The organism is Mucilaginibacter lappiensis (assembly GCF_900155965.1).
GTDB classification, from domain to species: Bacteria; Bacteroidota; Bacteroidia; order Sphingobacteriales; family Sphingobacteriaceae; genus Mucilaginibacter; species Mucilaginibacter lappiensis.
Genome location: NZ_FTMG01000009.1, coordinates 52,057 through 75,633 on the forward strand (window position 1 = coordinate 52,057; position 23,577 = coordinate 75,633).

Consider the following 23,577-nt stretch of genomic DNA (forward strand, 5'->3'; position numbering starts at 1 on the left):
TTTGGGCTAAAGCCTTTTTAGTATTTTTTATTTAACCGTTGACTGAAGCCGAACGGCAATGAAAAATAAAAACAAAATTCATTGCCTTTCCATTTATGGGGAGGATAGCAGGATTTGAAAAGGGCTTTAGCCAAACAAAATTCTCAATGCGGCTTTCGTACATGCTACGGGTTAACTTCATTCTTCAGTTGATGCATGCGTATCGCGAATGTCCCTTATGAAATTTATAAATCTGCTTACTCACTCCTTAAGCTATCAACAGGATTGCTCCGTGCGGCTTTGAATGATTGTGAGCTAATGGTAACAATGGCAATAACAAGCGCACCCGCACCTGCTGAAAGCAGCATCCACCACTGGATATTTTGCCGGTAGGCATATCCCTGCAGCCATTTATTCATCATTAACCAGGCCAGCGGGGTAGCGATAATAATAGAAATAAAAACCAGCTTGATGAAATCTTTAGAGAGCATAGCTACTATTGTGGAAACACCGGCACCCAATATTTTGCGTATGCCTATTTCCTTGTTACGCTGCTCGGCGGCGTATGCAGCCAGGCTAAAAAGGCCCAGGCAGGCAATGATCACGGCCAGTGTGGTAAAGGATAAAAATAATTTTCCGGTGCGTTGTTCTGAACGATAGGCAGCATCAAAATCTTCGTCCATAAATGAATATTCAAAGTGTTCGTTAGGACTCATGTTTTTCCATAATTGTTTTACCTGGGCCACAAAAGCCTGATAATTATGAGTATTCACCCTGATACTCAATGCGCCCTTATCCTGAGACAAAAACATCACTACGGGTGTAATATTTTCGCGGAGGGAGTTGAAATTAAAATCTTTTACAACACCTATATCAATTTGTTAAATAAAGTTAAATCAACATCTTTCAATTTTTGGTGCCGATCAATGTTTGCCGGTTTTGGGGCAAGATCTACTTTTGCTTCGCTATGTCAATAGTATGGTCAAGCATCTGCGTGCCACCCTGCCAGCCCTGGTGGCCGGGAATAAGGTATTTAATGTCGTTAAAATGGTTTTTAACCCGGGTTACGCTCAGTGGCCATTCGGTAATATTGCCGTCGGCTGTGTAGCCTTGCTCGTTGGTATCCATGCTTTTGATGAGGCAGCCGCCAAATAATACTTTGGTTTGAGGAAGCCAGATCACAATATTGTCTTTAGTATGACCTTCGCCTGGGAAATACGTTTGCACTTTTACACCACCAACATTAAAAACGGTGTCTTTGGTAAAAGTAAACTCGGGTTGTTTATCGTTATGTTGTTTGGCCAGCTGTTTGGTTAACACGGTGGTGTAGGTTTTAGTGCCGTTCTTTTTTAACACGTCGAGCCCTGCGGTACGGTCGGTATGGAAATGGGTTGCTATGCAAAGCGCTATCTTTTGATGATAACGTTGTTTAATGGTATCTATCAGTTGCCGGGTCTGATCTTCGTCCCAGGGGGTATCAATTAGTATGATGCCGGCTGGTGTTACAATATAAAGGCCATTGGCCGGGAACGGTGTTTTACCATCGGGCAGTCCGTAGGAAATATATACATATACATTACCCGTTAAATGTTTTGTACTGATGCGGAAAGGCTTGCTTTGTGCTTTGGCGAAAACGGACGATAGCAGGAATAAAGCGAACAATATATATTTCATGATTCAAAATTATATGAAGAACGAATTAATTACCTGTTGATTACTAATAAAGCCGTTAATTTTTTTTTATTTGTAATAAAAAATTAACTATGACACTAAAAGCAGGCCAGGCGGCACCTCAATTCTCCTTATTATCAACCGATATCAAGTCGGTATCATTGGCCGATTTTAAAGGCAAAAAAGTAGTTATTCATTTCTTTCCCTTAGCTTTTACCGGTGTTTGCACTACGCAACTGTGCACCATGCGCGATAGCTTTGGGTATTACGACGGATTGAATGCTGTGATATTGGGCATATCTGTCGATTCGCCTTTTACACTGGCCAAATTCAAGGCCGAAAACAATTACCAGTTCGATCTGCTGTCTGATTTTAACAAAGAAGTATCGTCTGCTTATGGCGCTTTGTACGAAGAATTTGCACTGGGCCTGAAAGGCGTATCCAAACGCTCTGCCTTTGTAATTGACGAAGAGCAAAACATTATTTATGCCGAAGTACTGGAAGATGCCGGCCAACTGCCCGATTTTGCAGCTATAGCCGAGATAGTAAAGTAGTTTTAGGCCGATGCTGAGCCGCAGGTTCAAAAAAATAAAACAGGTTAGTAAGCATCAAACAGCTATTTGGCTATTCCGAAAAAATAAATCAGAAAGTTATTTTAAAAAAGTTTGCAACGGACGGTGAAAAATTCTATTTTTGCATTCCGTTTCAAAAAGCACTTGTAGCTCAATTGGATAGAGCACCTGACTACGGATCAGGAGGTTAGGGGTTCGACTCCCTTCAAGTGCACCATAACGTTAAGCCTTTCTGTGTAGTACCGAAAGGCTTTTAATTTGTATAGAGCATGCTAAATCTGGTATTGTTTGGCCCTCCCGGAGCAGGGAAAGGGACTCAGTCGCAAAAGCTTATTGAAAAACACGGTTTAATACACCTTTCAACAGGCGACCTATTACGCGGCGAAATTGCACAAGGAACAACGCTTGGTTTAGAGGCAAAGAAACTGATGGATGAGGGGATGCTGGTTCCGGACGAGGTAGTTATAGGTATGATCAGCAATAAGCTGGATGCCAATAAAGATGCCGAAGGGTTTATATTTGATGGCTTCCCACGTACCGTGGCTCAAGCCGAAGCATTAGATCAACTGCTGAAATCAAAAGAATCGGCCATATCTGGTATGATAGCCCTGGAGGTAAATGACGACGAACTGGAACACCGCCTTTTATTACGCGGAAAAGAATCTGGTCGCCCGGATGATGCCAACCCGGAAGTTATCCGCAAACGTATTAAAGAGTATAACGATAAAACAGCGCCGGTTGCTAATTTTTATAAAAACCAGCATAAGTTTACCAGCATAAATGGTATAGGTTCAATTGACCAGATATATGGTGCAATTGATACTGTTATCGAAGAATATTAATTGATTTCGGAGTTCGGATGTTCGATTTTGGATTTATGTATTCATCATAAAATCAAAAGTTTCTCAATTTAAAACATCCCAAATCCTAATTCCGAAATCCGAAATCAAAAAGAAATGTCGCAGGGTTCCAATTTTGTTGATTATGTGAAAATCTGTTGCCGTTCTGGCCACGGAGGGTCGGGCTCTGCTCATTTACACCGTGATATATTAACATCCAAAGGTGGTCCGGATGGTGGCGATGGCGGCAGAGGCGGTCATGTGATCATCAAAGGGAATGCCCAGTTGTGGACAATGCTTCACCTCAAATACCGTAAACACGTGATTGCCGGCGACGGTGATTCAGGCGGAAGTTCTTTAAGAAGCGGAAAAACCGGGCGCGACGAGATATTGGAAGTACCCCTGGGTACCACTGTAAAAAATGCCGAAACGGGAGAGATCATTTTTGAGATAACCCAGGATGGCGAAACAAAAATATTAACACCCGGCGGTCGCGGTGGCTTGGGTAACTGGCACTTTAAAACCGCTACCCAGCAAACACCCCGTTTTGCCCAACCCGGCGAAGATGGCAAGGAAGACTGGAATATACTGGAGCTGAAAATATTAGCCGATGTAGGTTTGGTAGGTTTCCCTAACGCGGGTAAATCAACCCTGCTTTCGGTAGTATCTGCTGCCAAGCCCGAGATTGCCGATTATGCTTTTACTACGCTGGTGCCCAACCTGGGTATCGTATCATACCGTAATAACCGATCATTTGTAATGGCCGATATTCCTGGAATTATCGAAGGGGCATCACAAGGCAAAGGTTTGGGCTTTAGATTCCTAAGGCACATTGAACGTAACTCGGTACTATTATTCATGGTACCTGCCGATACTAACCGCACCATTAAAGAAGAATACGAGATATTACTGAACGAGCTGGAGCAATACAATGCTGAGTTGATGCACAAGCCCCGCGTTTTGGCAGTAACCAAAATGGATATGCTTGATGACGAGCTGCAGGCAGAAATGAAAAAAGAACTCCCTGAGGGCGTTCCTTCCTTGTTTATATCCTCCGTGGCACAAAAGAACCTCACAGAACTGAAAGATCTTCTCTGGACGGAAATTAATAAAGGCGCTTAGAATTAAGAGTCAAGAGATAAGAACCAAGAATCAAGAAAGCGCTGTCCGAAGTCTCTGACTTCCGATTGCTATGTCTGGAGTTTCTAGACTACCTGGAGCGATGTGTTTTATCTTGATTCTTGACTCTAATATCTTGCCTCTACTCTACTTGGCTGAGTATAGCACATAATCATTGCTCAGCATATCCATTTTAAAGCCCGTATAGCCCGGGAAACACTTGCGTATAATGTTTGATTTTGGCCCCATATAACTTGCGGGTAAGAGGATAAAAATAGGTCCGGCGTGACCGTAATGTACGTAGCTATCATAATCAATTTTAATATCCGAATCGATAGCCTCTAAAGTAATAAAACGGTTATGGTTGATCTCGAGGCCCAGATCCGGACTGGTAAATACAAAAAGGGCGTTGTTGTTCTTTTTGTCGAGGTCCATAATATAGTTTAATGAGGGCTGATCAATAAACATTTGAGCCAAACCAGAGGTACCTCTGGCATTCACGGTTTTGTTTTGCAGATAACCGGGCACAAAATAGCGAAAGCTAAAAAAGGCGATCACCATACAAATAAACCCAAACGCCGTTTTGTAAAATATACCGCTCTGGCTTACCAAATACACCACTCCCGGTATAATTAACAGGCCAATTAAACGGAGGTGCCTGGCTTCGTAAGAAATATATGCCTGCTTTAAAAAGTTGTATCCAAAAAACAATATGGCAACGGAATAGAAAACGATCAGCAGCAAGGCATATTTTTTATCTGGGGCTTTTTGCACTATCCGGCGTACCAATAAAATACTGAGTACCGCGGCTAACACTACGATGAGTACCGACCAGAAATGGTTTAATATAGGTGTATCGTCATGATATATTAGTCCGTTCATGATGTCATCGACCGAGAAGCCCGCCAATATAGGCGCCGCCATCGGGAAGCTAAAAGTTTCCCAGGCTAGCTTGATACTTCCTGCTCCGGAGGCAGGTGTGGCGCCCCTGGATAAATAAAATTTGTATATCACCGCTAATGATAGTATGGCAGGAGTGCCAATCCAGAATCCTTTTTTTATCCATCCCCATATAGTGGTTTGGCCAGAGGAGAGCGTGATCCATAGATAAATACAACCGGCCCCATAAATCCACAAAAAGGATGATTTGCAGCAAAAGCCCATCCAGCCAGAGAGTAGCAAAAAAACTACTATTTTCCATCCTGGTTTATCAATAGCCGCACAGCCATACAGAAACCATCCAGCGAAGCCGAAAAGTAAAACTTCGCCGCCGTTATAAAAAATATAAGGGACAATAAAAGCCTGCTGACAGGCAATAACCAGCACGCTGACTGCAGCAACCAACGGTGTAAAACCCACTTTTTTAAATAACAGGTAAAAGCCACCTAAACCAGATAAAGTGAATAAAGTAACCGTAACCGCCGCCGCCTTGCCGGTATTAATGCCCAGTATCAACTTAAAAACATAAGGCACAAGGTACTGTCCCGGCGACCACCAGGTTAAAAACTCTGCTGAATTTTTTGCAACATCAGCAGGATCGGGCTTTATGGCCATGTTAAAACCGCCCCCCATTTGCATAGCACGTAATACCTGGAAACCCCAGCATGAATCGGGAAAAATTGAGGTAGGGTAAAGGTATATCATCGTACCCAGAATAAGGACGAGGATGCCCAGGGCAGCTAAAATAATTTGGTGGATGTGAGACTTTTGTGCTGGCATATTAAGTTTTAGGGTTGATGTGTGATAATGCGGTCGCGGATTTTTACGGCGGGGTTACCCTGGTATACACTGTACGCTTCGAGGTTTCTGGTAGCCACAGAGCCACTGGTTAGTACTGCATGGCTGGCAATTGTAATGCCCTGGTTTACGATGGCACCGGCACCTATCCAGGCACCATCTTCTATAATAAGTGGTTTGGTTATGAGGTTAAAACTTTTTTTTTTATAATCGTGACTGCCGGTGAGCAACACAGCCCCTTGCGAAAGGCATACATGGGCGCCGATACTGATGGTAATCAAACTGTCTATCCATACCTTTTCGCCTATCCAGCTTTCATCGCCGATATTCAGGTGCCAGGGATATTTGATGTTTACACAAGGTTTAATAGTTACGTTTTTACCCACCTTTGCGCCAAATACCCGAAGCAAAAATACCTTAAACCCACTAACAGGCACCAGGCTGGTTTTAAAGAATAAAGCATTTACGTAAAACCACAATAACCTTTTTACAGCATTGCCCCCCGGATGAAAAGGATAATTGTTATAGGTAGATAGATCGGTTTTATGCATGCTTCTTAGATGTAAGAATCAAGATATTAGAATCAAGAATTAAGAAAAAATGACTTGCTCTTGTTTGTAATTTCAATAAAGAAATAAATTTTTTATAAATCATTTGTTTTTTGGTCCTTATCTTGATTCCTGATTCTTGACTCCTGGTTCTCTTTTTACCCAAAAATAAAGACAGATCATAATCAATATATAGATAATGATATTAAAAATAGTATGATGATCAACTATCCTGTTTGTTTTTTTACTCCAAAACAAAGCTAACAGCACAAACCGTATAATGTTTAAAAACTGGATGCCTAATAATCCAGAAATCAGAAACCAGAGCTTTGATCTTAGTTTCTTAGGATAAGCAATTACAAAGGCAGTAAAGAAGCTCATTACCCCCAGGCCCAGGCAATCATAGGCTAACCTGATGGTACCTTTGCCCGCCACCAACAAATCGATATGGTTGTAAATTACATCAAAACCAAAGGCTTTAAGTATTAAGGCGCTGCACGATAGTAAAAGCGAACGTAACCATTGAATATAATTGAAGTGCCCGGCTAAAAAGGAACTGTAATAATTTCCGGGACTGGCGAGGCCTATAAATGCTAAATTGAAATAATAGAACAGCAGGAACAGAAAAAGAAAGGTAACTATAAATCTGATTGCCGGGTTTTTCATGTTCAATAACTAACGCTGCATGTGTTTACTGTTTTGTGAACGCCTAAGTTCATAAAGCTTTACATCAATTAAAAACCTAAACCAAAAGCCTTGTAAAAAATGAAATATAAAGCCCCTGGTACCATCTAAGAAACCCAATCTGATAAAATATCTGATCATAAAATAAAAAACCGGTCTTATAAACAGTGGGAACGATTCATATTGTTTTTTCATATATCGCCTTCGTTCCATCGGGTTGCCCAACAGTCTGGGTTTAATCAATTGGGTATCATGCCCGGTGGTTTGTGTTTGCAGGGCAAACAAGTGCCGGGCTTCAAGCGTAGCCCAATGGTTGTGCCGGATAATAAAAGTATTTACAGAATCGGTAATAATATCTATAATATCGTTTTTAAGGATGTTTGTTTTACCGGTGACTACAAAATGCTGATCGTATAGCTTTTCTTCGCAATGGCCAAAACCTTTGCGAAACAAGTTGGCATGATACGTTGGATAATGGCCGCCGTGTTTTATCCATTTATCCATGAATAAGGTTTGGCGGCTTATTAAAAAACCATTGACCCCGGTATCTATATCATGCCTAAACAAATCAGTCAGCTCATTTGCCAGGGCTTCGGTAACCCGGTGATCGGCGTCGATGTTAAGTGTCCATTCGGCTTCGAGTGGTAAATTTTGCAGGGCCCAGTTTCGTTGCGAAGCATAATTCTCAAATGGATGATGAAAAACATGGGTGTTATAGGACTCACATATAGCTAAAGTACGATCGGTAGAGCTGGAGTCGACAATAAATATTTTCGCGTTTAACGCTGATACACTTTGAAGGCAGGCCTCAATGTTTCTTTCCTCGTTAAATGTTAATATAACAATGTCAATACTTTGGCTCATCTAAGATTTGCTTTTACGATCATTGATTTCCAAAAGTAGGGTATCCGCCCGCTGCCTTTAAAATCAGTTACTTTAAAACCATGCTCCTGCAATATGGCCGATAATGTTTTAACCGACCAGAATTTAATATGCCCACCCTGCCATAACGGGCTAATGTGTGTATCCCATTTATCGAATAAACTAATAAATAAGTTTTTTAAATAACCATGATAAGGAGTTGATAAAATTAGCTCGCCATTGGTTTTGCTTAGTATCTCTTTACAAAGGCTGATGAACAAATATGGATCATAAAGATGCTCGATAACTTCTGTTGAAACAATGGTATCAAAAGGTAAATGACTTATTTGCTGCGGCAAACCCCCGCTTGCCAGATCCTGTATAAAAAAATGACCAGGATTTGTTTTATTGGCTATAGCAATGCCTTGTTCTGAGGCATCGATACCGTAGGCATTAAACCCTTGTGTAATCAGATAATTTACAAAATAACCATTACCGCAGCCTAAATCAAGGATGCAACTGTTGCTTGTTTTGTTGAGCAATGAAAGCAGGGGAGCCAACATATAATCAAACGCGTGGCAGGGATTATCGTTCGGATATCCATAGTCTTGGTACGTTGTCATGCTGATATAATTTGCTGATACATGTTCAGGTATTGGTTTACTAAGCGGCTTTCGTTAAAATCATGGCGTATAATTGGCCCGGCTGAGTTTCTGATACGAAGCAGATCGGTATGCTGTTGTGTGATGCGCTCGATGGCCTCGCTTACTGATTGTTGGTTGGGCTGGCATACCCAGCCAAGCTGATTTTTTTCTACATAGTCGGCTAATCCAACGCTTTCGCTGATGAGTACCGCTGTGCCTACACTCAAGCTTTCAATCACCGTATTACCAAAATTTTCATCATGTGAAGGTAGTACAAAAAGGTGATGCTGCTGGAGCAATTCAAATTTAGAGTCGTTAACGAAGCCTGTCCAGGTGATGTTATCATGGATATTTTTTTGAATAGCCAATGATTTCAATTGATCGATGTAAGTACTATTACCAGTGCCTGCAATAGTAAGATGAAAAGGAATCTTTACCATCCCCAAGGCGTTCAACAAAATATCCAGGCCCTTTTTTTCTTCTATTCTTGACAGGAAGATTAATTTGATCGGGCTCGGGATAGCGCTCTGTTCCTGGGAATAGTAAACCGGTAGTTTTACAAAATTATAAATGGTGGCGATGCTTTTATACCTGATGATACTATCAACCGCGCTCTGTTCATATGCCGAAGTGGTGTGGATATGGCATCTTTTTAATAAAGGCCTGGTAAGCAAACGATGGATAAGGGATTTTATCATGCCGTTTTTGTTTTGAAAAGAGTAAGGACTTAATGTACCCCTGGCCGAAACCACAACGGGCACTTTGCACCATACCGCTATGAGGCAGGATAAAACCGACACCAAATTCCACCAGGCTTGAATATGCACTACATCATATTTTTTAACGTTTTGCCAAACTGACTTTAATAAGGCCGGTGAAAAATGGGTATGATCTTTAGTGATACGTTTAAAATAGATAACAGGAACCCCATCCATATTTACTGGTTGGTTTGGAGTTACAGTAAGTTCACTTGATCCGTTAGCAGTTGTGGTATACACCATGATTTCGCAACCGGCTTTGGTCAATTGTTCACACAACATGGATACCGACATGATGGGGCCGCCATAAATAAACGCGGGTTTGTAAGAGGCTGAGATCTGTAAAATTTTCAAACCTTTTGAAGGATATGAGTTGCTGTAAGTATTTTATGAATGATCAGCATGGTAATATAACTCCAGAACACGCTGTTAATTAAAAACTCAAAACTAAGTCCGCGCCACATAATTTGGAATAGTCCGCTAAAAATAAGTGCAGTGCCCAGGATATATCCCCCAAAAAGCTTCTCGGCCTGCAAGGCAATTAGTTGAGCGATGGCGCCATAAGCAAACAAGCATAAAATGATACCCAAAGCTCCGCCCGAAAGATAAGCATCCACAATAAATGCAGGTTTAGCAGATACATTGGAGAAACGGTTAATAACCCCGGCATTGTAAACGCGTTCCATGATCATTTCTTCGGTAATGGGTTTGTAGGGCCAGAATATCCGGGGGATGATGGCTGTACCGGATTGTTTAAGCAGCGTAAAACCATAATAATCTACCTGTTTGGGGGTTGATTGTACAAAACGGGTAAACATATCTATTTCGCTTAGGCGGTTCACCAAAAACGACCAGTTGGAATCATCGCCCTCTATATCGTTGTTTAAGGTAGCATCCAATGCCAATTGACTGGCTTCACTGGCATTACTGTTACCCGCCCATGCGTTTTGTCTAAAAACACGATTGTAGGTAGGCAAAAAAATAAATAACAACAGCAATAAGGGGATGAAGGTAAAGGTAACTGCCTTTTTATAACTTGGATACAGGAATATCCCTAATACCATTACGCTTACAATAATGGGCTCTTTAAACCCGGAGATGAGCGACTGATAAAAATTAAAACAGTAAAAACCAATGCATACCAGTGTGTTGCCAATTTTTTTAAGTGGAATAGCAAATGCCAAAGCCAATGTACCCGCAATAAAGCTGAGCGAGTTGAACTGATAATAAAATTGTGATAGCCCGGGAATCCTTAAAAACAAAATAGATACAGGGAAACTAATCATAGCAAATAGCATGAGCAAATTGGCCAGTTTTTGTGTATCTACCTGATAAATTTTTTTGGCAGGATAATCCATAAAGATGAGCATCCCCAGAACAAGAGAAGCATGTCCCAAACAATAATAACGCTGGCATTGTGCGGTGAGCAGCAGCTTTTCCTGGTCGACTAAAATATAACCTGGCTTTACAAAGTTTTCATACCCCATTACATCCATAAAATAAAAAATGGAAGTACAAGCCATGTATCCGGCAAAAATAATCTGAACTAAAAAGATGGGACGCATTAATTGGCCTGCAGTGCTTCTGTCGGCGGGTATGGGTTTTACCCATCCGCTTAATGTAAGCCAGAATATCAAGAACGAACCCAGCCAGGCAATAAAATAGGAGAGTACCGGGTCGCCTTTAAATAAAAAGGAGAGCCCCCAGGGTAAAAATAATATGAAAAACCGCTCCAACGGAGCCTGATTAGTTCGCATAATTATGCTTTACGGTATTTAAAATAGCAGCCACCTGCTTGTCAAAACTCCAGTCGGTTATTTTATTTTGAGCATTTTCTCCTAAAGCCTTCAACCTTGATCTGTCTTTCAAAAGCGTGCCAAGCTTTTGGGTAATATCTGATAAATTTTCCGAATCAAAAATATCACCTGTAATTCCGGGTATCACTAAATCGGCAGCACAGCCCACTTTGTTGGATACCAGTACGGGTGTACCTGTAGCCATGGCCTCGTTTACAGCAAGTCCCCAGGTTTCGCCGGGACCCTTGGAGGACAGGCAAAAAAGATCGGCAGCCTGGTAAATCACCGGCATGACTGATTGATTTTGAAAATCCATAAAATGGATACGCTTATTTGTGCTGGCTCTTGTTTTTAAGGGGATCTCTAAAATACCGCCCCCTACCAGTAATAAATGGGCAGCCGGTTTATTTAAAGCCAAAAAAGCGTCGATGAGTAACTGAGGCGATTTTTTAGCTTCAAATTTGCCTGCAAAAAGTATCAGGGTATCATCATCGGCAATACCCAGGTTTTGCCTTAATTGTGAAGCTTCCTGAGTTCTGTCGGCACTAAATCTTTCGTTATCTATGGCGTGCGGAGCAAAGGTTAGTTGTTGGTCAGTCAGTCCATATTTTTTAAAATAAGTTTTGCTATTGGCCCCCACATAAAAAGCATGATCAACGTGCCGGTAAACCCATTTTAAAAAAACAGATCTTAAAAAGGCACGGATGCCTGGTTTTATATCAAGCAGGGTAGAGTCGCCCCTGAAATATACGGGCAGCTTATGATGGTAATAACGAATAACTTTTAAGTGGCTGTTGAAGGCCCAGCCAAATACCAATAAAGCATTGGGCTGCCATTGATTAATCTGATCGATTAAGCCAGGGTTGATGATCCCGTTACGATGGTGCGAGCCCGGGTCTGATGCTGTGTTTATTACCCATTCAAAATTATATCCCTGCAACAGCGGAATGTCCCAGTCAACTTTCTGTCCAAAACCAGGATCGAACTTTTCTATAGCTTTTTCGCCCCAGGTATAAAATACCCTGATCTCTATACCCGGACTTTCGGTCAGCAATTTAAAAACCGGGGCGTAGTATTGTACAGGATGGGTGGTTATAATGGCTAAGCGCATAATTTGTGAAGAGTCAAGATGTTAGAATCAAGAATCAAGAGGGAAACAAAAAATTGTTCACTTGTTATTGACATGTTTAAACTTTAGCTTTTTTATGTCTTGATTCTCAACTCTTGATTCCTGACTCTCGATTTAAAACCTGATTAAAAAGCCGGCATTGATTCACCGTCATTTGTTGTGCCGAATATTTGCTGATCGTTTCCTGATCATATAATGGCGGTTCAGGATTACCGTTATGGAGTTGTGAAAGAAACTCGTTAATATTTATTTCTGTTACTTTTTCATAGTCATACACGTGCTTTACACCGTATGATTTAAGTATCGGTATGGCGGAGCTTTTTCCGTTAAAAATAGCCAGTAAGGGTTTTGGGGTAAGCAGATAAGGATAAATTTTCGATGCCGTATATTGCGGATCGTCGGAGCCAGGAATAAAAAGCGCATTGGCTTGCTGCAAGGTAAGCAGGGTATGATAATAACTGATCCGATCGGTTATTTCAACAACATAGTCTGCTACCCCATATTGTTGGGCGAGGGGCAGTATAGTTGGTTTACCCTGACCAGCCGGGGCATAACTGGTCCCTATAAAATAAAACTTCAACCGACTGAAAAACGCATCTCCCTTATCTGTAAGGCCTTTTTTAAGGGCTTCAAATACAGGTGTTATAGCCTGATGCATATCGGCACCGCCGCGACCGGTATAAACTATGTTGATAAACCGGGCATCTAACAGGTTCACAAATTCCGTTTGGTTTTCCCGGGCGATGGATATATCCGGTTCAAAAGCTCCAAAAGTGATCACAGCTGATGGCCTGTTTTTTATAACAGGATATTTGTTTTTCAGCACATCAATATAGTCTTCCGAAACACTGATTAAGCCATCGGCATTTTTTATGGCGATGGGTTCAAGATATTTATTTAAACGGTACGAGAAAAAGTATTTTGGTGGCCTTTGTTCCCGGGGTTTGTTCTGGTAGTAATCAGAATGCCAGGGATCTTGCATATCAATAACATAAGGGATACCAAACTTTTTTTTCCAATAGGTGCCTAGAATACAAACCGGAAATTGGGTGGTTGAAAAATAAATCAGGTCGAATTTTCCATCCTTCAAAAGGCGGTTAACTTTACGGCGATAAAACCAAAGCGAACGTAAAGCGATGCTGCCCAAGCCTAATTTGGATGTCCATTGTTTATTCAGTGCCTTAACCCGATGTATTGGGATATCTTTGGGGATACTTTGAAGCAACAAGGGGTCTATCTGAATATCCGCATAACGCTCATCCACCATCACCACTTCTACATTCCAGCCTTCATCGACAAAGTAGGGTAAGCTCATGCGTATCCGTTGCATATCGGCCGCATTTACCGGTGGAAAGTAGGGCGATATAATGAGGAGATTTTTGATTTCGGAATTCGGATTTTTGATATCGGATTTATTTTGATTTTAGAACTCACTTTTATTATCCTGGTTCTTAACGCTAATATCTTGACTCTCTATTATGCGCTGAAATATTTTACTTTCATTTTCCCAGTTCAGCTCGGTTTGGCCCAACCGATAATTCATTTGCTTGGTTTGTGCTAGCCTTTCCGGATTTTCGGCATATCCCAATATACAATTGGCCAGGGAGTTGATATCATCTTTTTGATATAGACTTCCAGTGGCGGGATATTGCTCCAGGAAAAGGCGTTGGGCCTGCGTATCGCTGGCAATCATAGCCAGGCCGGCTTGTATATAGGTAAAAATTTTATTGGTGAGGCAAATATCCCTGTTCAGGTTGGGAGCAGTTTCTGTAGCCATGCCGATATCAAACCGGGCCGCAAATTTAAAAAGTTCATCGGGGGCAATAGGCCGGTGAAAATGGATTTGATCAGCAGTAAGACGATTGTATTCTGCCAGTTTTATGATCATCAGCTTATCCTCGTCAGAACAATTTCCCAGTAAATGCAATTCTGTTGGTTTTGCAACAAGCGCCATGGCCCCGATGATGTTTTCGATCCCCCGTTCTGTGCCAATGGTTTGTGAAAACCAGAAAAGTTTCAAAGGCTGCGTGGTATCAGTTCCAGACCTGATCGGAAGCTCAATCTTCGGGAAAACATTATTGATCAACACTGGATTCAAATAAGAATAAACCTCTTTATAGTTTTGAGCAATAAGCGGACTTGCTGCCGTAAAATAATCTGTTTGAGGGAAATATTTTTCTTCAATAAATTTATTCAACAGATAGCCTTTTTCATCTTTAGTTTTGAACTGACCGGAGTGCATATCTTCGGCATCATAACCTACTTTGGCATGGTTAAATTTTGCCGCCAAAACCGCCGCTGGTAAAGCGCCAAGATTGTGCGCGATATACAGATCGGTTTTTATGGATTTGGCGATAGTCAGCGCCTCTGCATGCGTCCGGGATATGGCATTTTCTGGCACATCGAAAGCTTTGGTAAAGTTAAAAAGACGCCAGCTTATTTTTTGCCGTAAACGTGTTTTGTAATAGCTTAATTTTTCATTCACAGGATCACCGCCACAATAAATATATACATCTTTATTTCTATTGACGATCTCAAGGTCAAACTCCCGCGCCCATTCCTGATAAAAGCAGCAGATCACCTTAACCTGATATCCCAACTTAATTAATGTTTCAGCTTCTTTAACCAGCCGGGGATTGGTACTCGGCTGCCCGGTGGTAATGAAGGTGATGTTTTTCATCGTATCAAGTAGTTAGTATCAAGTATCAAGATTTTTGAAATCCTCATAAAACAATTGCAGCAGTCATGATACTTGATACTAACTACTTGATACTCGATAATACAATTGTTCATATTGCGTAGCCATTACGGCCGAACTGAATTTTTCTTCGGCCACCTGGCGGCATTTTGATCTGCTTAAGGTGGAGATATTATTAACCACTTCAATCATTTCGTTGATATTGCTGCATACAAAACCGGTTGATCCGTTGGTTACCACTTCGGGTACTGCGCCCCTGTTAAATCCGATTACGGGTGTGCCGCAGGCCAGGGCTTCGGCCATTACAATACCAAAAGGTTCATCCCAGGTCACAGGCATCAACATGGCGCAGGCCTTACCTAATAACTCATTTTTTTGACTATTATTAACCGGACCGATGTATTTGATCTGGTTCTGATCAATGAAGGGGCGTACCTGTTCATTAAAGTATTGCTGATGAATTTGCTCCGCCGGTATATTACCCGCTATGATCAGTTTTTTGTTTGTTTTAAGCGCTATTTCAATAGCTATGGCGGTTCCTTTTTCCTGCTGTATCCTTCCTAAAAATACCAATGGCGCATCTGCATCAACTTCGGCGTTAAATTGATAGTCGGCCATATCCACGCTGTTGTAAATGGTGGTTACCTTACCGATATGGCTGATCTGCCCGGCAATAAAATGGCTGCAAGCTGTAAAATAAAGTGAGTTTTTGGCAGCTATATTTACCGCTTTTTTTACCTGCGATATGGTAGGTGGTAACTGGTACGAAACTATTTTAGGCTGCTTAAAAGGCATGAGCGATGCTATATTACTCATGCGGCCAAAGGTGTGTACAACGTCGAAGTTTTTAAAAAGCAAGGAGGATGTTAACCGGTTAATCTTTATAAAATCTTTTAATCCATAATTTTCAGACTCCCGGTAACCCATAAGCTTGCAGCCCGGTTGAGAATTTGGATTGGCATACAGGGTAACATTATGTCCCATTTTTATCAACTCCCTGATCAGTACATACACCACGCGTTCTATACCGCCATATTGTTCGGGTGGTACAGGTATTAAAGGGTTTACGATAAGGGCTATTTTCAATTCAATGTATGTTTTGTTTTGACTCCTGAAACCGCAACCGGGTATGCTTTAGCAAAAAAATATACGTTGCTTTTTGCGATGCCAGGTAGGTTTTAATATAGTTTAGTTTATGCCCGTTTCTGATGAGCCATTTGCCAATAACCATCCAATCTGATAGGTTGAAGTATTGATAAAGCGATCTGTTTTTTAATAAAAAAAGATCAGCTAAAAAGAAATTGACCATAGGATTGGGTTTTAGCTGGCGATGATAGGACAGCGCTTCCTTTATGATCGCAACATCGTTACCAGAAGCCTCTATGTAACTGGCCAGTAACATTACCTGGGAAGCGATCCATGGATACGGATCGGCAGAACGGTTGGTGTTTATGGTGATGGCGAAATTAGCCAAAGGCTTGTGATTTAAAATAATGGGGTGTTCAAAAGCTCGTTCGCGCACTAATTCAATAGCATTTAACAGTGTTTCATGAGGTGCTATATAATGATGAGCATATTTACCTCTATATAACATAGCTCCGGTTGAATGGAGGGCACTGATTGCTTGTTGTTGTGCAGGCCACGAAAATGTTGTTGTATGAGCACTGGCGGGCCAAATGGTATTACCAGTATTTTGCCATTCATTACCCGCTTTTTCCTGCCACAAATTCATATTGCTCCAGGATATATTTACAGCTGGTCTGTTTTCCATTAGCGCAATCATTTCTTCCAGAAAAGTGGGTTCCCACCAATTGTCATCTTCCAGGATACTGGCATAATGTTCTGTACAACCCGCAAAAGCAAGATTAAAACCGGCAACAGCACCCATATTAACCGTATGGTTTTTCATGATAAATCTGGGATCATTTAATGACTCTGTATAAGCAGCCGGAAATGGATCATCCGGGCAATCATTGTGCAGTTCGCAAACCCAGTTTTGAAAGGTTTGATTGATGAGGCTTTCAACAGCCCTGGGCAGCAGATGGTTCCTTTTATAAGTAAATAAATAGATTCTGCAGCTAACCACGATTTTTGAATATGAATTTAAGATACTGGGTGGCTTTCCATCCTAATACCGATGCCAGTATTTTTGTATAACCACCCGCCGGGAAAGCAATGGAGGAACCCCCGAGTTCCTTTACTTTTAATACTGCTTTTTGAACGACAGCTTTATGCTGAGGGTAAAAAGTATAAACCAATCGCTGAAAACAATCGGCAGCTATCCTGTTTACCCTGGTGCTGGTTTCCTGTTGTAAAAGATACTGCGTGCCCAGGTTTACCGAATGATATGCCGATTCTGCACCCTTTGCTGAAGTGGTGGTTGATACAGATCCGGCAAGCCCGCTGCGGTAATATAAAATAGCATCATTGGTAAAACGAAGTTCATGTGCACATAACAATACCCGGATAAAAAATTCAAAATCATTGATCAGCGAAAGCGTTTCGTTCCATAAGCCGGAAACCTCTAAGATCCTGCGTGGAATAAGGAACATAGCATTCTGCAGCATAACCTGTTTATCGGTCATGGAGGCAATGAGCCATTCGGCAGGCTTCATAGATTTTGTTAAAAAGTTATCATCCAGGCGAAACGTTTTCAATGAGTTGTTATAAAATCGCCCCCAGGCAGCAAAAGCAATGGCATCTTCATCGTCATTGATCACAGAAACCTGGTTTTGAATATAATTAGGTGATAACAGATCGTCGGCATCCATAAATTTGATCAGCTTGCCTTTTGACAGTTTGAATGCTTGATTAGAAGCTGCACTTGGTCCTTTATTTTCCTGGTGAAATACCTTGATCCGGGTGTCGGTTAATTGATTAAGGATAGCAGCTGTATCATCTGTTGATCCATCATTCACCATAATGAGCTCCCAGTTGGTATATGATTGATCGATAATTGATTTTACCGTATCAGCAATATATTCGCCTGCATTGTAAGCCGGCATGCAAACAGAAACTAACGGAGTGTTTCTTTCCAAGCCTGCGTATAATAATGTTTTTTGGAGAGATCTACATAGTGATGCAGAACAGGAGGTTCGGTGTCGCCCGGGGAAGGGTTTACTTTATATTTATCCTTATCCAAAGCCGTCAACTTTTGATCACCGATGAGCATAGCAGTTAAGGCTTGTTCCAGGTAATAACTGGAACCCTCCTTTTTTTCCAGAATGTTCACCCAGTTATCCAATGCCGACCAGTTTATTTCAGTACTGTTTAGTCCTATCGCTCCCACATTAAGTAAAGAGGGAATAGGATGCCCACTCAGTTTTTCCATGAGTTGTTTGGAATAGCCATAGCTTTCTACACAATCCAGCATATGTATGGGCTGTTCAGGCTTTTTTAGCCACTGCATGATCTCATGAGGCGTATCCCAAAACAGCATGTCAGAGTCCAATACCAGTTTCCAATGCGCGCCCATGAGCGTATGAATATCTGTCAATTTTTTTAAATGAGGATATACTTTCCTTTTTTGATATAGATGGGGGTACTGTTGCCGTGGTAAACGTTGTTGCAGATTTTTATCTACCTCATCTTGCATAACAACCCTGCAGCCCGGAAGCTGTTTTTGAATTTGTGCAACAAGGGTACTATCAAAGCTGCCATCATCAACCAGTATAAACTGAAACTCCTCGTTGGTGAATTTTACGAGTGATCGGATACAAAATAAAGTTTGATAGAGGTAGTTTTTACCGGTTAAAAAATAAACAGGTAAGCCATGAGCATAGCACTGAACAGGAGGTAGTTGTATGGATGCTTCCTTCATGCGCCGGGTACCACGTATCATGGCCCGATAGCTAAAATATCCACCAAAACGCCTATACCTTTTTAGCTCAGAGAGAGGATGCCGGTAAAGTAAATTAATAATTTGCTGTAGCATTATGATTTAATTCTTCCTTCCAGCATGCCACAGGCTCCTTGCCATTTAATAAAATTAACCTCGTTTTTCCAGGCTTTGTAACTGAGGTAGGCTTTTACTTTTCTGGGCAACAGCGTTTGTTTATTGATATTTTTCCATGGGTTGATGTGGTATTTTTCCAACAACTGAACCCATGATCTGTTGGTATCCCGGAGCAGCCGGGCCAGGTAATGAACCTGCATTCTTTCTTTTGGAATGATATGCCGTAGCACCAATTCTGGAAAATACCCAATTTCCCAGCCAGATTTTAAAATCTGGATATTGATCTCATTATCCCCGCCCGATGTTAAGGAGGTATCGGTCCGGTCGGTTATCATATTTTTATCAGAGCGCATGGCATCAATGTATGATTGTAGTGCAACTTTTCTGATAGCCATGCCGGCGCCTATGGGGGCGGAGTTGGGATAGCTGTTTTCCCATTTGGTAATGATGGCATCATTGCCCAGGTCACGTAAGGCCAGGTTGCCATAAAACTCCTTTAACCAGGCCGGCGTCGCACATTCAAATTCGGGCAGTGATTTGCCACCTGCCGAACCCATCCGAGGGTGATCTTTAAATAGATTAATGGTCTTTTGCAGATAATCATTTTGGAGTATATTGTCGTCATCAACCATAATTATAATCTCTCCTTTGGCTTCATCAAATCCTTTAAGCCGGGCATAGGTAAGGCCTTGTCGCTGTTCCCTGACGATCCTGGAATTTGGGAAAAAGCAGAGATCAAGATGAGCGTCAAAGCCGTTAGAAGAATTATTATCTACAATGATGAGCTCCCATAATAAAAGATCCAATGATTGTTTTTGCAAAGATGAAAGCGTTTGGGCAAGCCTTGTTAAATTAGGATTGTAAGTACAAATAATAACCGAGATATCCATCAAGCGAATTTGTTGACAGCCTCTTGGTACCAGGCTATTGAATTTGAGGCAAGTTGTACATCTGAAAATTTATCTTCAACTGTTTTTCTGGCATTTGCGCCTAATTCTTTTCTCAGATCCGCGTCTTCTATGAGCGCGGAGAGCTGATGGACAAGACTTGATACATTCTCCGGTTCGGCCAATAAACCATTATGGTTGTCTTTTATAATATCCGGTGCTCCGCCTGCTTTCAGCCCGATAACGGGCTTTCCATAACTCATTGCTTCAATATATATCAATCCGAAGGACTCATATCGTGATGGTGCCACAAAAATATGGCAGCTGGCATAAGCCCTGTTGGTATCCGCCTGGTTAGCTGAACCGCAAAACATTACTTTGTTTGTAATATCAACAGGATGCTGAACACGGAAAGCTTTTTCGTAAGCATTATCGTTATCAGCACCAATCAATTTAAAAACCACTTTTTCATATTTTTCCAACACCAGGGGAATGGCTGCTAACAATAAGTCGATGCCTTTTCTGTATTCAAAACGCCCCACAAACAATATCTCGATCTGATCGCTATTTGGGGTTTGAATTGATGATAAAATAGGCAAAGGAATGCCATGGGGAACGATATGGAACCTACCGGTATTAATACCATACAGCCGTTCCATTTCAGCCGCATGATGATGAGTATGGGTAACCAGGCAATTGCTTTTTTTTAACATCGCTATCTCCATATGTCCCAATCTTTTTTGAAGCCTTGACTTAAATGGATAGTACTCCTCCATGATTTGTAAAAATGTTGTACTTACCCGCACAACAACGGGTATTTGCGGCTTTCTTATTAAAAAGTTAAAATAGCATAGTGAATAATAATTGGTTGTTTCAATAACATCCAGCTGATATTCTTTGATGACCCTGTTCAGTATTTTAAAAGTAACCAGCATACATCGCAGTTTAAGCAGAAAATCAAGCACGGCCCATCTGTTTTTGAAAAGCTTGTGGAAATAAGCTGGCAAAGTTATAGGATAGGTTAATAAGGTAATTAAAGGATTGATTTGTTGACTCCCGATGTTATCACCATCTCCATAAGAAGGCCGTACATATAAAATCACTACGCGATGCCCTTGTTGCGCTAATGCATTCGCCAAAATGGAGAAATGATTAGCTATACCACTATTAAAAGTTTGCTTATCCGGGTAATAGGGTGTAACTAAACCAATGGTCATCCGGGAATAATTATTGAATTAGTGATTTATTGAATTAGTAATTTTGTATTGGCACTTTTTAAAGTTCTATTTACTTGCCGTATCCAGATATCAAAACCCAAAGGGTTCCAATGGGCGTCGCTTAAAAAGTATAGGTTATGTTGATCAGATTTAAAAGTCTTATAGATGCTGATGAGGGGCAGGTCGGTTTGCTCCTCTATCCGTTCCAGCAGATGGTTATAAGGCATCCGGTTTTCATCATAGATGGATACCGGGTTTGGGACAATACTCAAGAACACTTTTTTAAACCCGATGGCTTCGTAATAATTTTTAGCCTCTTTAAGGTTTGCCGTTATCGTATCAATTTGCCGGGCAGTTTTATATCTGAAGGCCGAATGGATATCGCTGGTGTCAACAGTGATATTTAATAGTAATCTTTTTTTGTCGGTACTCACGGCAACTTCTTTCGCTACGCGGCCAAATAAATTATAGTTGAGCGATGCTTTTAACTCTTTTATCGGGGTAAATAACTTGTCGTCAAATAGTAAAAGTTCCAAATTCCGGCTCAGGTCTTTGTTGAAAATAATGTTTCCTAACCTGTTTAAGAGAGAAGGTGATACAGAGGGATTTGCTTTTATTTCATCGGTTTTGTTCATAACATAGCCATTGAGGTTACGCTCGGCAAATTCCATGATCAGGAAATTTTGTTGGGTACTGTCTAACCGGAGAGGGCCGAAGGGGAATCTTCTGTCTAAAAAAATAACCTTATCGAAACCATCAAATGCGCTTGTTAATGTTTTGTCAGCCAAAAAGCTATCGCCAATAATATAAAGCACCCGGTTTTGAGGATTCGCTCCACTTGTGGAATTGTATTTTTTGAAAGGTTCCAGCTTAAACCGGTATTGGGGCAGATAGCATAAGCCATAAAGGTCGCCGTATGCCCAGCGATCCGATCTTACAAAAAATCGGTGATATAATGATCTGGGTGTATGGTCATTATTTAAATGGTCAAAATATCTGTCCTGCTTAATCCGGTTGATGAACGACTGGTTCATGGCCGTCAATAGTACTATCATACTAATAGCTAATACCAATATACCGGTGATCTTTTTCATCAGAATTGAAAATAAATAAATTGAGCCTCATTAAATATCCCCAGGAAATAACAGGCAATAAATAAAATAGCCGTAGTCAATAACATGCCACGTTTTGACCACACGGCTTTACGCTGCAGGTACCATTCACCCCCTAACAAAGCCAGGATAATGAATATGCAATAAAAGATTTCGTTCCATGGCATAATAGAAGCTGCAGTATAATGGAAGGAAGCTAAAGTAAAGATCTTGTTTAGGATGAAAATACCTTCGGTAACCGTATTGGCCCTGAAAAATATCCATGCCAGGCAAACCAGGTTAAAGGTGAGTATCCATTGGAGATAACTAAATCCCTTTACATGAATTTCGAATTTTTTCAGTAGCTGATAGCCAATGAGCAGTAGGCCATGTACTAAGCCCCATACCAGGTATTTCCAATTGGCGCCATGCCACAAACCACTAATGATAAATACAACAAGTATATTAATGCAAGTGACTGTGAAAGTTACCCGGCTGCCGCCAAGGGGGATGTAAACATAATCGCGGAACCAGGTAGATAAGGAGATATGCCAACGCTGCCAAAATTCTGCAATGTTTTTGGAGAGATAGGGCATGTTAAAGTTTCGCATCAGTTCAATACCTAAAGTTAAGGCAGCACCTACAGCAATGTCTGAGTATCCGCTAAAGTCGCAATAGATCTGGAATGCGAAAAAATAAACAGCCACCAGGAGATCAAATGCAGAATGGCCGTGGGGGTTGTTAAATACCGGGTCAACAAACATGCCCAAACGGTCGGCAATCACCATTTTTTTAAACAAGCCTATCGCTATTAAAAATATGCCGGTAATAAAACCTGTGGTATTGAATTGGTTTACACGGTGCAACTGGGGTAAAATATGCTGAGGTCTTTCAATTGGCCCGGCAACCATCTGCGGATAAAAAAGCACGTACAGTGCGTAAATACCAAAATGCTTTTCGGCCTTTTGATTACCACGGTAAACTTCAATGGTATAGCTCATAGCTTGGAAAGTGTGAAACGACAATCCTATAGGCAACAAAATATGCAGCAAGGGTATTTGCGGACCATTAAAATGATGACTCAGGAAATTAATGTTACCCGCGAAAAAGTCGAAATATTTAAATACGGCCAGTACCCCTACGTTAGCGATTATACTTGCCAGCAGAAAAAACTTTTTATTACTGCCCTGTGCCTTTTCAATTAATAAACCCGCTATATAATCAATTACAATGGTGAAAAGTATAATTAAAATATATACCGGTTTAAAATACATGTAAAAGTAACAGCTGACCAGTAAAAGCCATATCCAGCGTAATTTGGGCGTTAGCAGATAATACGCGCTGGTTACTACCAGGAAAAAGAGCAGGAATAAAAGAGAGTTAAATAACATA

Annotated in this window: 23 protein-coding genes and 1 tRNA gene; 4 read left to right on the top strand and 20 right to left on the bottom strand. The window is 41.1% G+C overall.

From position 1 onward, the window contains the following. Window positions 1-236: 236 nt before the first annotated feature. On the bottom strand, window positions 237-791 hold the full coding sequence (locus BW976_RS17125) for an ABC transporter permease (RefSeq protein WP_076374656.1): 555 nt from the start codon (window positions 789-791) through the stop codon (window positions 237-239). Window positions 792-930: 139 nt separating this feature from the next. After that, window positions 931-1,653: a subclass B1 metallo-beta-lactamase gene (gene bla / locus BW976_RS17130; RefSeq protein WP_076374658.1), complete on the bottom strand. Its 723-nt coding sequence runs from the start codon at window positions 1,651-1,653 to the stop codon at window positions 931-933. A gap of 89 nt (window positions 1,654-1,742) precedes the next feature. Here bla and BW976_RS17135 point away from each other — a divergent pair, with 89 nt between their 5' ends. The 4 genes from BW976_RS17135 (at window position 1,743) to obgE (ending at window position 4,183) form a co-directional block, all read left to right on the top strand. Then, a complete protein-coding gene (locus BW976_RS17135; RefSeq protein ID WP_076374660.1) occupies window positions 1,743-2,204 on the top strand; it encodes a redoxin domain-containing protein in 462 nt (153 codons plus the stop codon). A gap of 158 nt (window positions 2,205-2,362) precedes the next feature. After that, window positions 2,363-2,439: transfer RNA gene (locus BW976_RS17140), tRNA-Arg, on the top strand. A gap of 52 nt (window positions 2,440-2,491) precedes the next feature. Continuing rightward, entirely contained in the window at window positions 2,492-3,064 is a 573-nt protein-coding gene (locus tag BW976_RS17145) for an adenylate kinase (RefSeq protein WP_076374662.1), read from the top strand. Between the two features lie 114 nt (window positions 3,065-3,178). Further along, window positions 3,179-4,183, top strand: a complete 1,005-nt coding sequence (gene obgE / locus BW976_RS17150) for a GTPase ObgE (RefSeq protein WP_076374664.1) — start codon at window positions 3,179-3,181, stop codon at window positions 4,181-4,183. A 144-nt stretch (window positions 4,184-4,327) separates the two neighbouring features. Here obgE and BW976_RS17155 read toward each other — a convergent pair whose 3' ends face one another. The 18 genes from BW976_RS17155 to BW976_RS17240 form a co-directional block, all read right to left on the bottom strand. Continuing rightward, complete coding sequence (locus BW976_RS17155; protein ID WP_139332327.1) at window positions 4,328-5,899, bottom strand: hypothetical protein; 1,572 nt, start codon at window positions 5,897-5,899, stop codon at window positions 4,328-4,330. An 8-nt stretch (window positions 5,900-5,907) separates the two neighbouring features. Next, window positions 5,908-6,468 carry a putative colanic acid biosynthesis acetyltransferase gene (locus BW976_RS17160; protein WP_076374668.1) on the bottom strand — a complete coding sequence of 187 codons (561 nt, stop codon included), beginning with the start codon at window positions 6,466-6,468 and terminating at the stop codon, window positions 5,908-5,910. A gap of 117 nt (window positions 6,469-6,585) precedes the next feature. Beyond that, window positions 6,586-7,131 (bottom strand): exosortase Y, encoded by a 546-nt coding sequence (gene xrtY / locus BW976_RS17165; RefSeq protein ID WP_076374670.1) that lies wholly within the window; start codon window positions 7,129-7,131, stop codon window positions 6,586-6,588. A 9-nt stretch (window positions 7,132-7,140) separates the two neighbouring features. Beyond that, the gene (locus BW976_RS17170; protein WP_076374672.1) at window positions 7,141-8,013 is read right to left on the bottom strand and encodes a glycosyltransferase family 2 protein; all 873 of its coding nucleotides are present in this window, start codon (window positions 8,011-8,013) and stop codon (window positions 7,141-7,143) included. Further along, window positions 8,010-8,633, bottom strand: a complete 624-nt coding sequence (locus tag BW976_RS17175; RefSeq protein ID WP_076374674.1) for a class I SAM-dependent methyltransferase — start codon at window positions 8,631-8,633, stop codon at window positions 8,010-8,012. Before BW976_RS17175 ends, BW976_RS17170 begins: the two co-directional genes overlap by 4 nt. After that, window positions 8,630-9,766 (bottom strand): XrtY-associated glycosyltransferase XYAG1, encoded by a 1,137-nt coding sequence (locus tag BW976_RS17180; protein ID WP_076374676.1) that lies wholly within the window; start codon window positions 9,764-9,766, stop codon window positions 8,630-8,632. The genes BW976_RS17175 and BW976_RS17180 overlap by 4 nt, the downstream gene beginning before the upstream one ends. Continuing rightward, window positions 9,763-11,169 carry an exosortase Y-associated Wzy-like protein gene (locus BW976_RS17185; RefSeq protein ID WP_076374677.1) on the bottom strand — a complete coding sequence of 469 codons (1,407 nt, stop codon included), beginning with the start codon at window positions 11,167-11,169 and terminating at the stop codon, window positions 9,763-9,765. Before BW976_RS17185 ends, BW976_RS17180 begins: the two co-directional genes overlap by 4 nt. Beyond that, complete coding sequence (locus tag BW976_RS17190) at window positions 11,159-12,319, bottom strand: glycosyltransferase family 4 protein (RefSeq protein WP_084192239.1); 1,161 nt, start codon at window positions 12,317-12,319, stop codon at window positions 11,159-11,161. The genes BW976_RS17185 and BW976_RS17190 overlap by 11 nt, the downstream gene beginning before the upstream one ends. A gap of 106 nt (window positions 12,320-12,425) precedes the next feature. Continuing rightward, the gene (locus BW976_RS17195) at window positions 12,426-13,667 is read right to left on the bottom strand and encodes a glycosyltransferase (protein WP_245834724.1); all 1,242 of its coding nucleotides are present in this window, start codon (window positions 13,665-13,667) and stop codon (window positions 12,426-12,428) included. Between the two features lie 93 nt (window positions 13,668-13,760). After that, window positions 13,761-15,017, bottom strand: a complete 1,257-nt coding sequence (locus BW976_RS17200; RefSeq protein WP_076374683.1) for a glycosyltransferase family protein — start codon at window positions 15,015-15,017, stop codon at window positions 13,761-13,763. A 78-nt stretch (window positions 15,018-15,095) separates the two neighbouring features. Further along, a complete protein-coding gene (locus tag BW976_RS17205; protein WP_076374685.1) occupies window positions 15,096-16,121 on the bottom strand; it encodes a glycosyltransferase family 4 protein in 1,026 nt (341 codons plus the stop codon). Between the two features lies 1 nt (window position 16,122). Further along, a complete protein-coding gene (locus BW976_RS17210) occupies window positions 16,123-17,121 on the bottom strand; it encodes a glycosyltransferase (RefSeq protein WP_076374687.1) in 999 nt (332 codons plus the stop codon). Next, on the bottom strand, window positions 17,114-18,073 hold the full coding sequence (locus tag BW976_RS17215) for a glycosyltransferase family 2 protein (protein WP_139332328.1): 960 nt from the start codon (window positions 18,071-18,073) through the stop codon (window positions 17,114-17,116). Before BW976_RS17215 ends, BW976_RS17210 begins: the two co-directional genes overlap by 8 nt. After that, entirely contained in the window at window positions 18,052-18,876 is an 825-nt protein-coding gene (locus BW976_RS17220) for a glycosyltransferase family protein (protein ID WP_076374691.1), read from the bottom strand. The genes BW976_RS17215 and BW976_RS17220 overlap by 22 nt, the downstream gene beginning before the upstream one ends. A 92-nt stretch (window positions 18,877-18,968) precedes the next feature. After that, entirely contained in the window at window positions 18,969-19,880 is a 912-nt protein-coding gene (locus BW976_RS17225) for a glycosyltransferase (protein ID WP_076374693.1), read from the bottom strand. After that, on the bottom strand, window positions 19,880-21,094 hold the full coding sequence (locus BW976_RS17230) for a glycosyltransferase family 4 protein (RefSeq protein ID WP_076374695.1): 1,215 nt from the start codon (window positions 21,092-21,094) through the stop codon (window positions 19,880-19,882). Before BW976_RS17230 ends, BW976_RS17225 begins: the two co-directional genes overlap by 1 nt. Window positions 21,095-21,120: 26 nt before the next feature. Then, the gene (locus BW976_RS17235) at window positions 21,121-22,188 is read right to left on the bottom strand and encodes an alginate O-acetyltransferase AlgX-related protein (RefSeq protein ID WP_076374697.1); all 1,068 of its coding nucleotides are present in this window, start codon (window positions 22,186-22,188) and stop codon (window positions 21,121-21,123) included. Next, on the bottom strand, window positions 22,188-23,576 hold the full coding sequence (locus tag BW976_RS17240) for an MBOAT family O-acyltransferase (RefSeq protein ID WP_076374699.1): 1,389 nt from the start codon (window positions 23,574-23,576) through the stop codon (window positions 22,188-22,190). Before BW976_RS17240 ends, BW976_RS17235 begins: the two co-directional genes overlap by 1 nt. Between the last annotated feature and the right edge of the window lies 1 nt (window position 23,577).

Bases quoted from the DNA above. Each gene is read 5' to 3' on its own strand.
- BW976_RS17125 (WP_076374656.1), bottom strand. From the start codon at position 791: ATGTTTTTGTCTCAGGATAAGGGCGCATTGAGTATCAGGGTGAATACT.
- BW976_RS17135 (WP_076374660.1), top strand. From the start codon at position 1,743: ATGACACTAAAAGCAGGCCAGGCGGCACCTCAATTCTCCTTATTATCA.
- BW976_RS17195 (WP_245834724.1), bottom strand. From the start codon at position 13,667: ATGCAACGGATACGCATGAGCTTACCCTACTTTGTCGATGAAGGCTGG.
- BW976_RS17175 (WP_076374674.1), bottom strand. From the start codon at position 8,633: ATGACAACGTACCAAGACTATGGATATCCGAACGATAATCCCTGCCAC.
- BW976_RS17200 (WP_076374683.1), bottom strand. From the start codon at position 15,017: ATGAAAAACATCACCTTCATTACCACCGGGCAGCCGAGTACCAATCCC.
- BW976_RS17230 (WP_076374695.1), bottom strand. From the start codon at position 21,094: ATGACCATTGGTTTAGTTACACCCTATTACCCGGATAAGCAAACTTTT.
- BW976_RS17155 (WP_139332327.1), bottom strand. From the start codon at position 5,899: ATGCCAGCACAAAAGTCTCACATCCACCAAATTATTTTAGCTGCCCTG.
- BW976_RS17220 (WP_076374691.1), bottom strand. From the start codon at position 18,876: ATGATACGTGGTACCCGGCGCATGAAGGAAGCATCCATACAACTACCT.
- BW976_RS17160 (WP_076374668.1), bottom strand. From the start codon at position 6,468: ATGCATAAAACCGATCTATCTACCTATAACAATTATCCTTTTCATCCG.
- BW976_RS17145 (WP_076374662.1), top strand. From the start codon at position 2,492: ATGCTAAATCTGGTATTGTTTGGCCCTCCCGGAGCAGGGAAAGGGACT.
- BW976_RS17235 (WP_076374697.1), bottom strand. From the start codon at position 22,188: ATGAAAAAGATCACCGGTATATTGGTATTAGCTATTAGTATGATAGTA.
- xrtY (WP_076374670.1), bottom strand. From the start codon at position 7,131: ATGAAAAACCCGGCAATCAGATTTATAGTTACCTTTCTTTTTCTGTTC.
- BW976_RS17225 (WP_076374693.1), bottom strand. From the start codon at position 19,880: ATGGATATCTCGGTTATTATTTGTACTTACAATCCTAATTTAACAAGG.
- BW976_RS17185 (WP_076374677.1), bottom strand. From the start codon at position 11,169: ATGCGAACTAATCAGGCTCCGTTGGAGCGGTTTTTCATATTATTTTTA.
- obgE (WP_076374664.1), top strand. From the start codon at position 3,179: ATGTCGCAGGGTTCCAATTTTGTTGATTATGTGAAAATCTGTTGCCGT.
- BW976_RS17240 (WP_076374699.1), bottom strand. From the start codon at position 23,576: ATGTTATTTAACTCTCTTTTATTCCTGCTCTTTTTCCTGGTAGTAACC.
- BW976_RS17190 (WP_084192239.1), bottom strand. From the start codon at position 12,319: ATGCGCTTAGCCATTATAACCACCCATCCTGTACAATACTACGCCCCG.
- bla (WP_076374658.1), bottom strand. From the start codon at position 1,653: ATGAAATATATATTGTTCGCTTTATTCCTGCTATCGTCCGTTTTCGCC.
- BW976_RS17170 (WP_076374672.1), bottom strand. From the start codon at position 8,013: ATGAGCCAAAGTATTGACATTGTTATATTAACATTTAACGAGGAAAGA.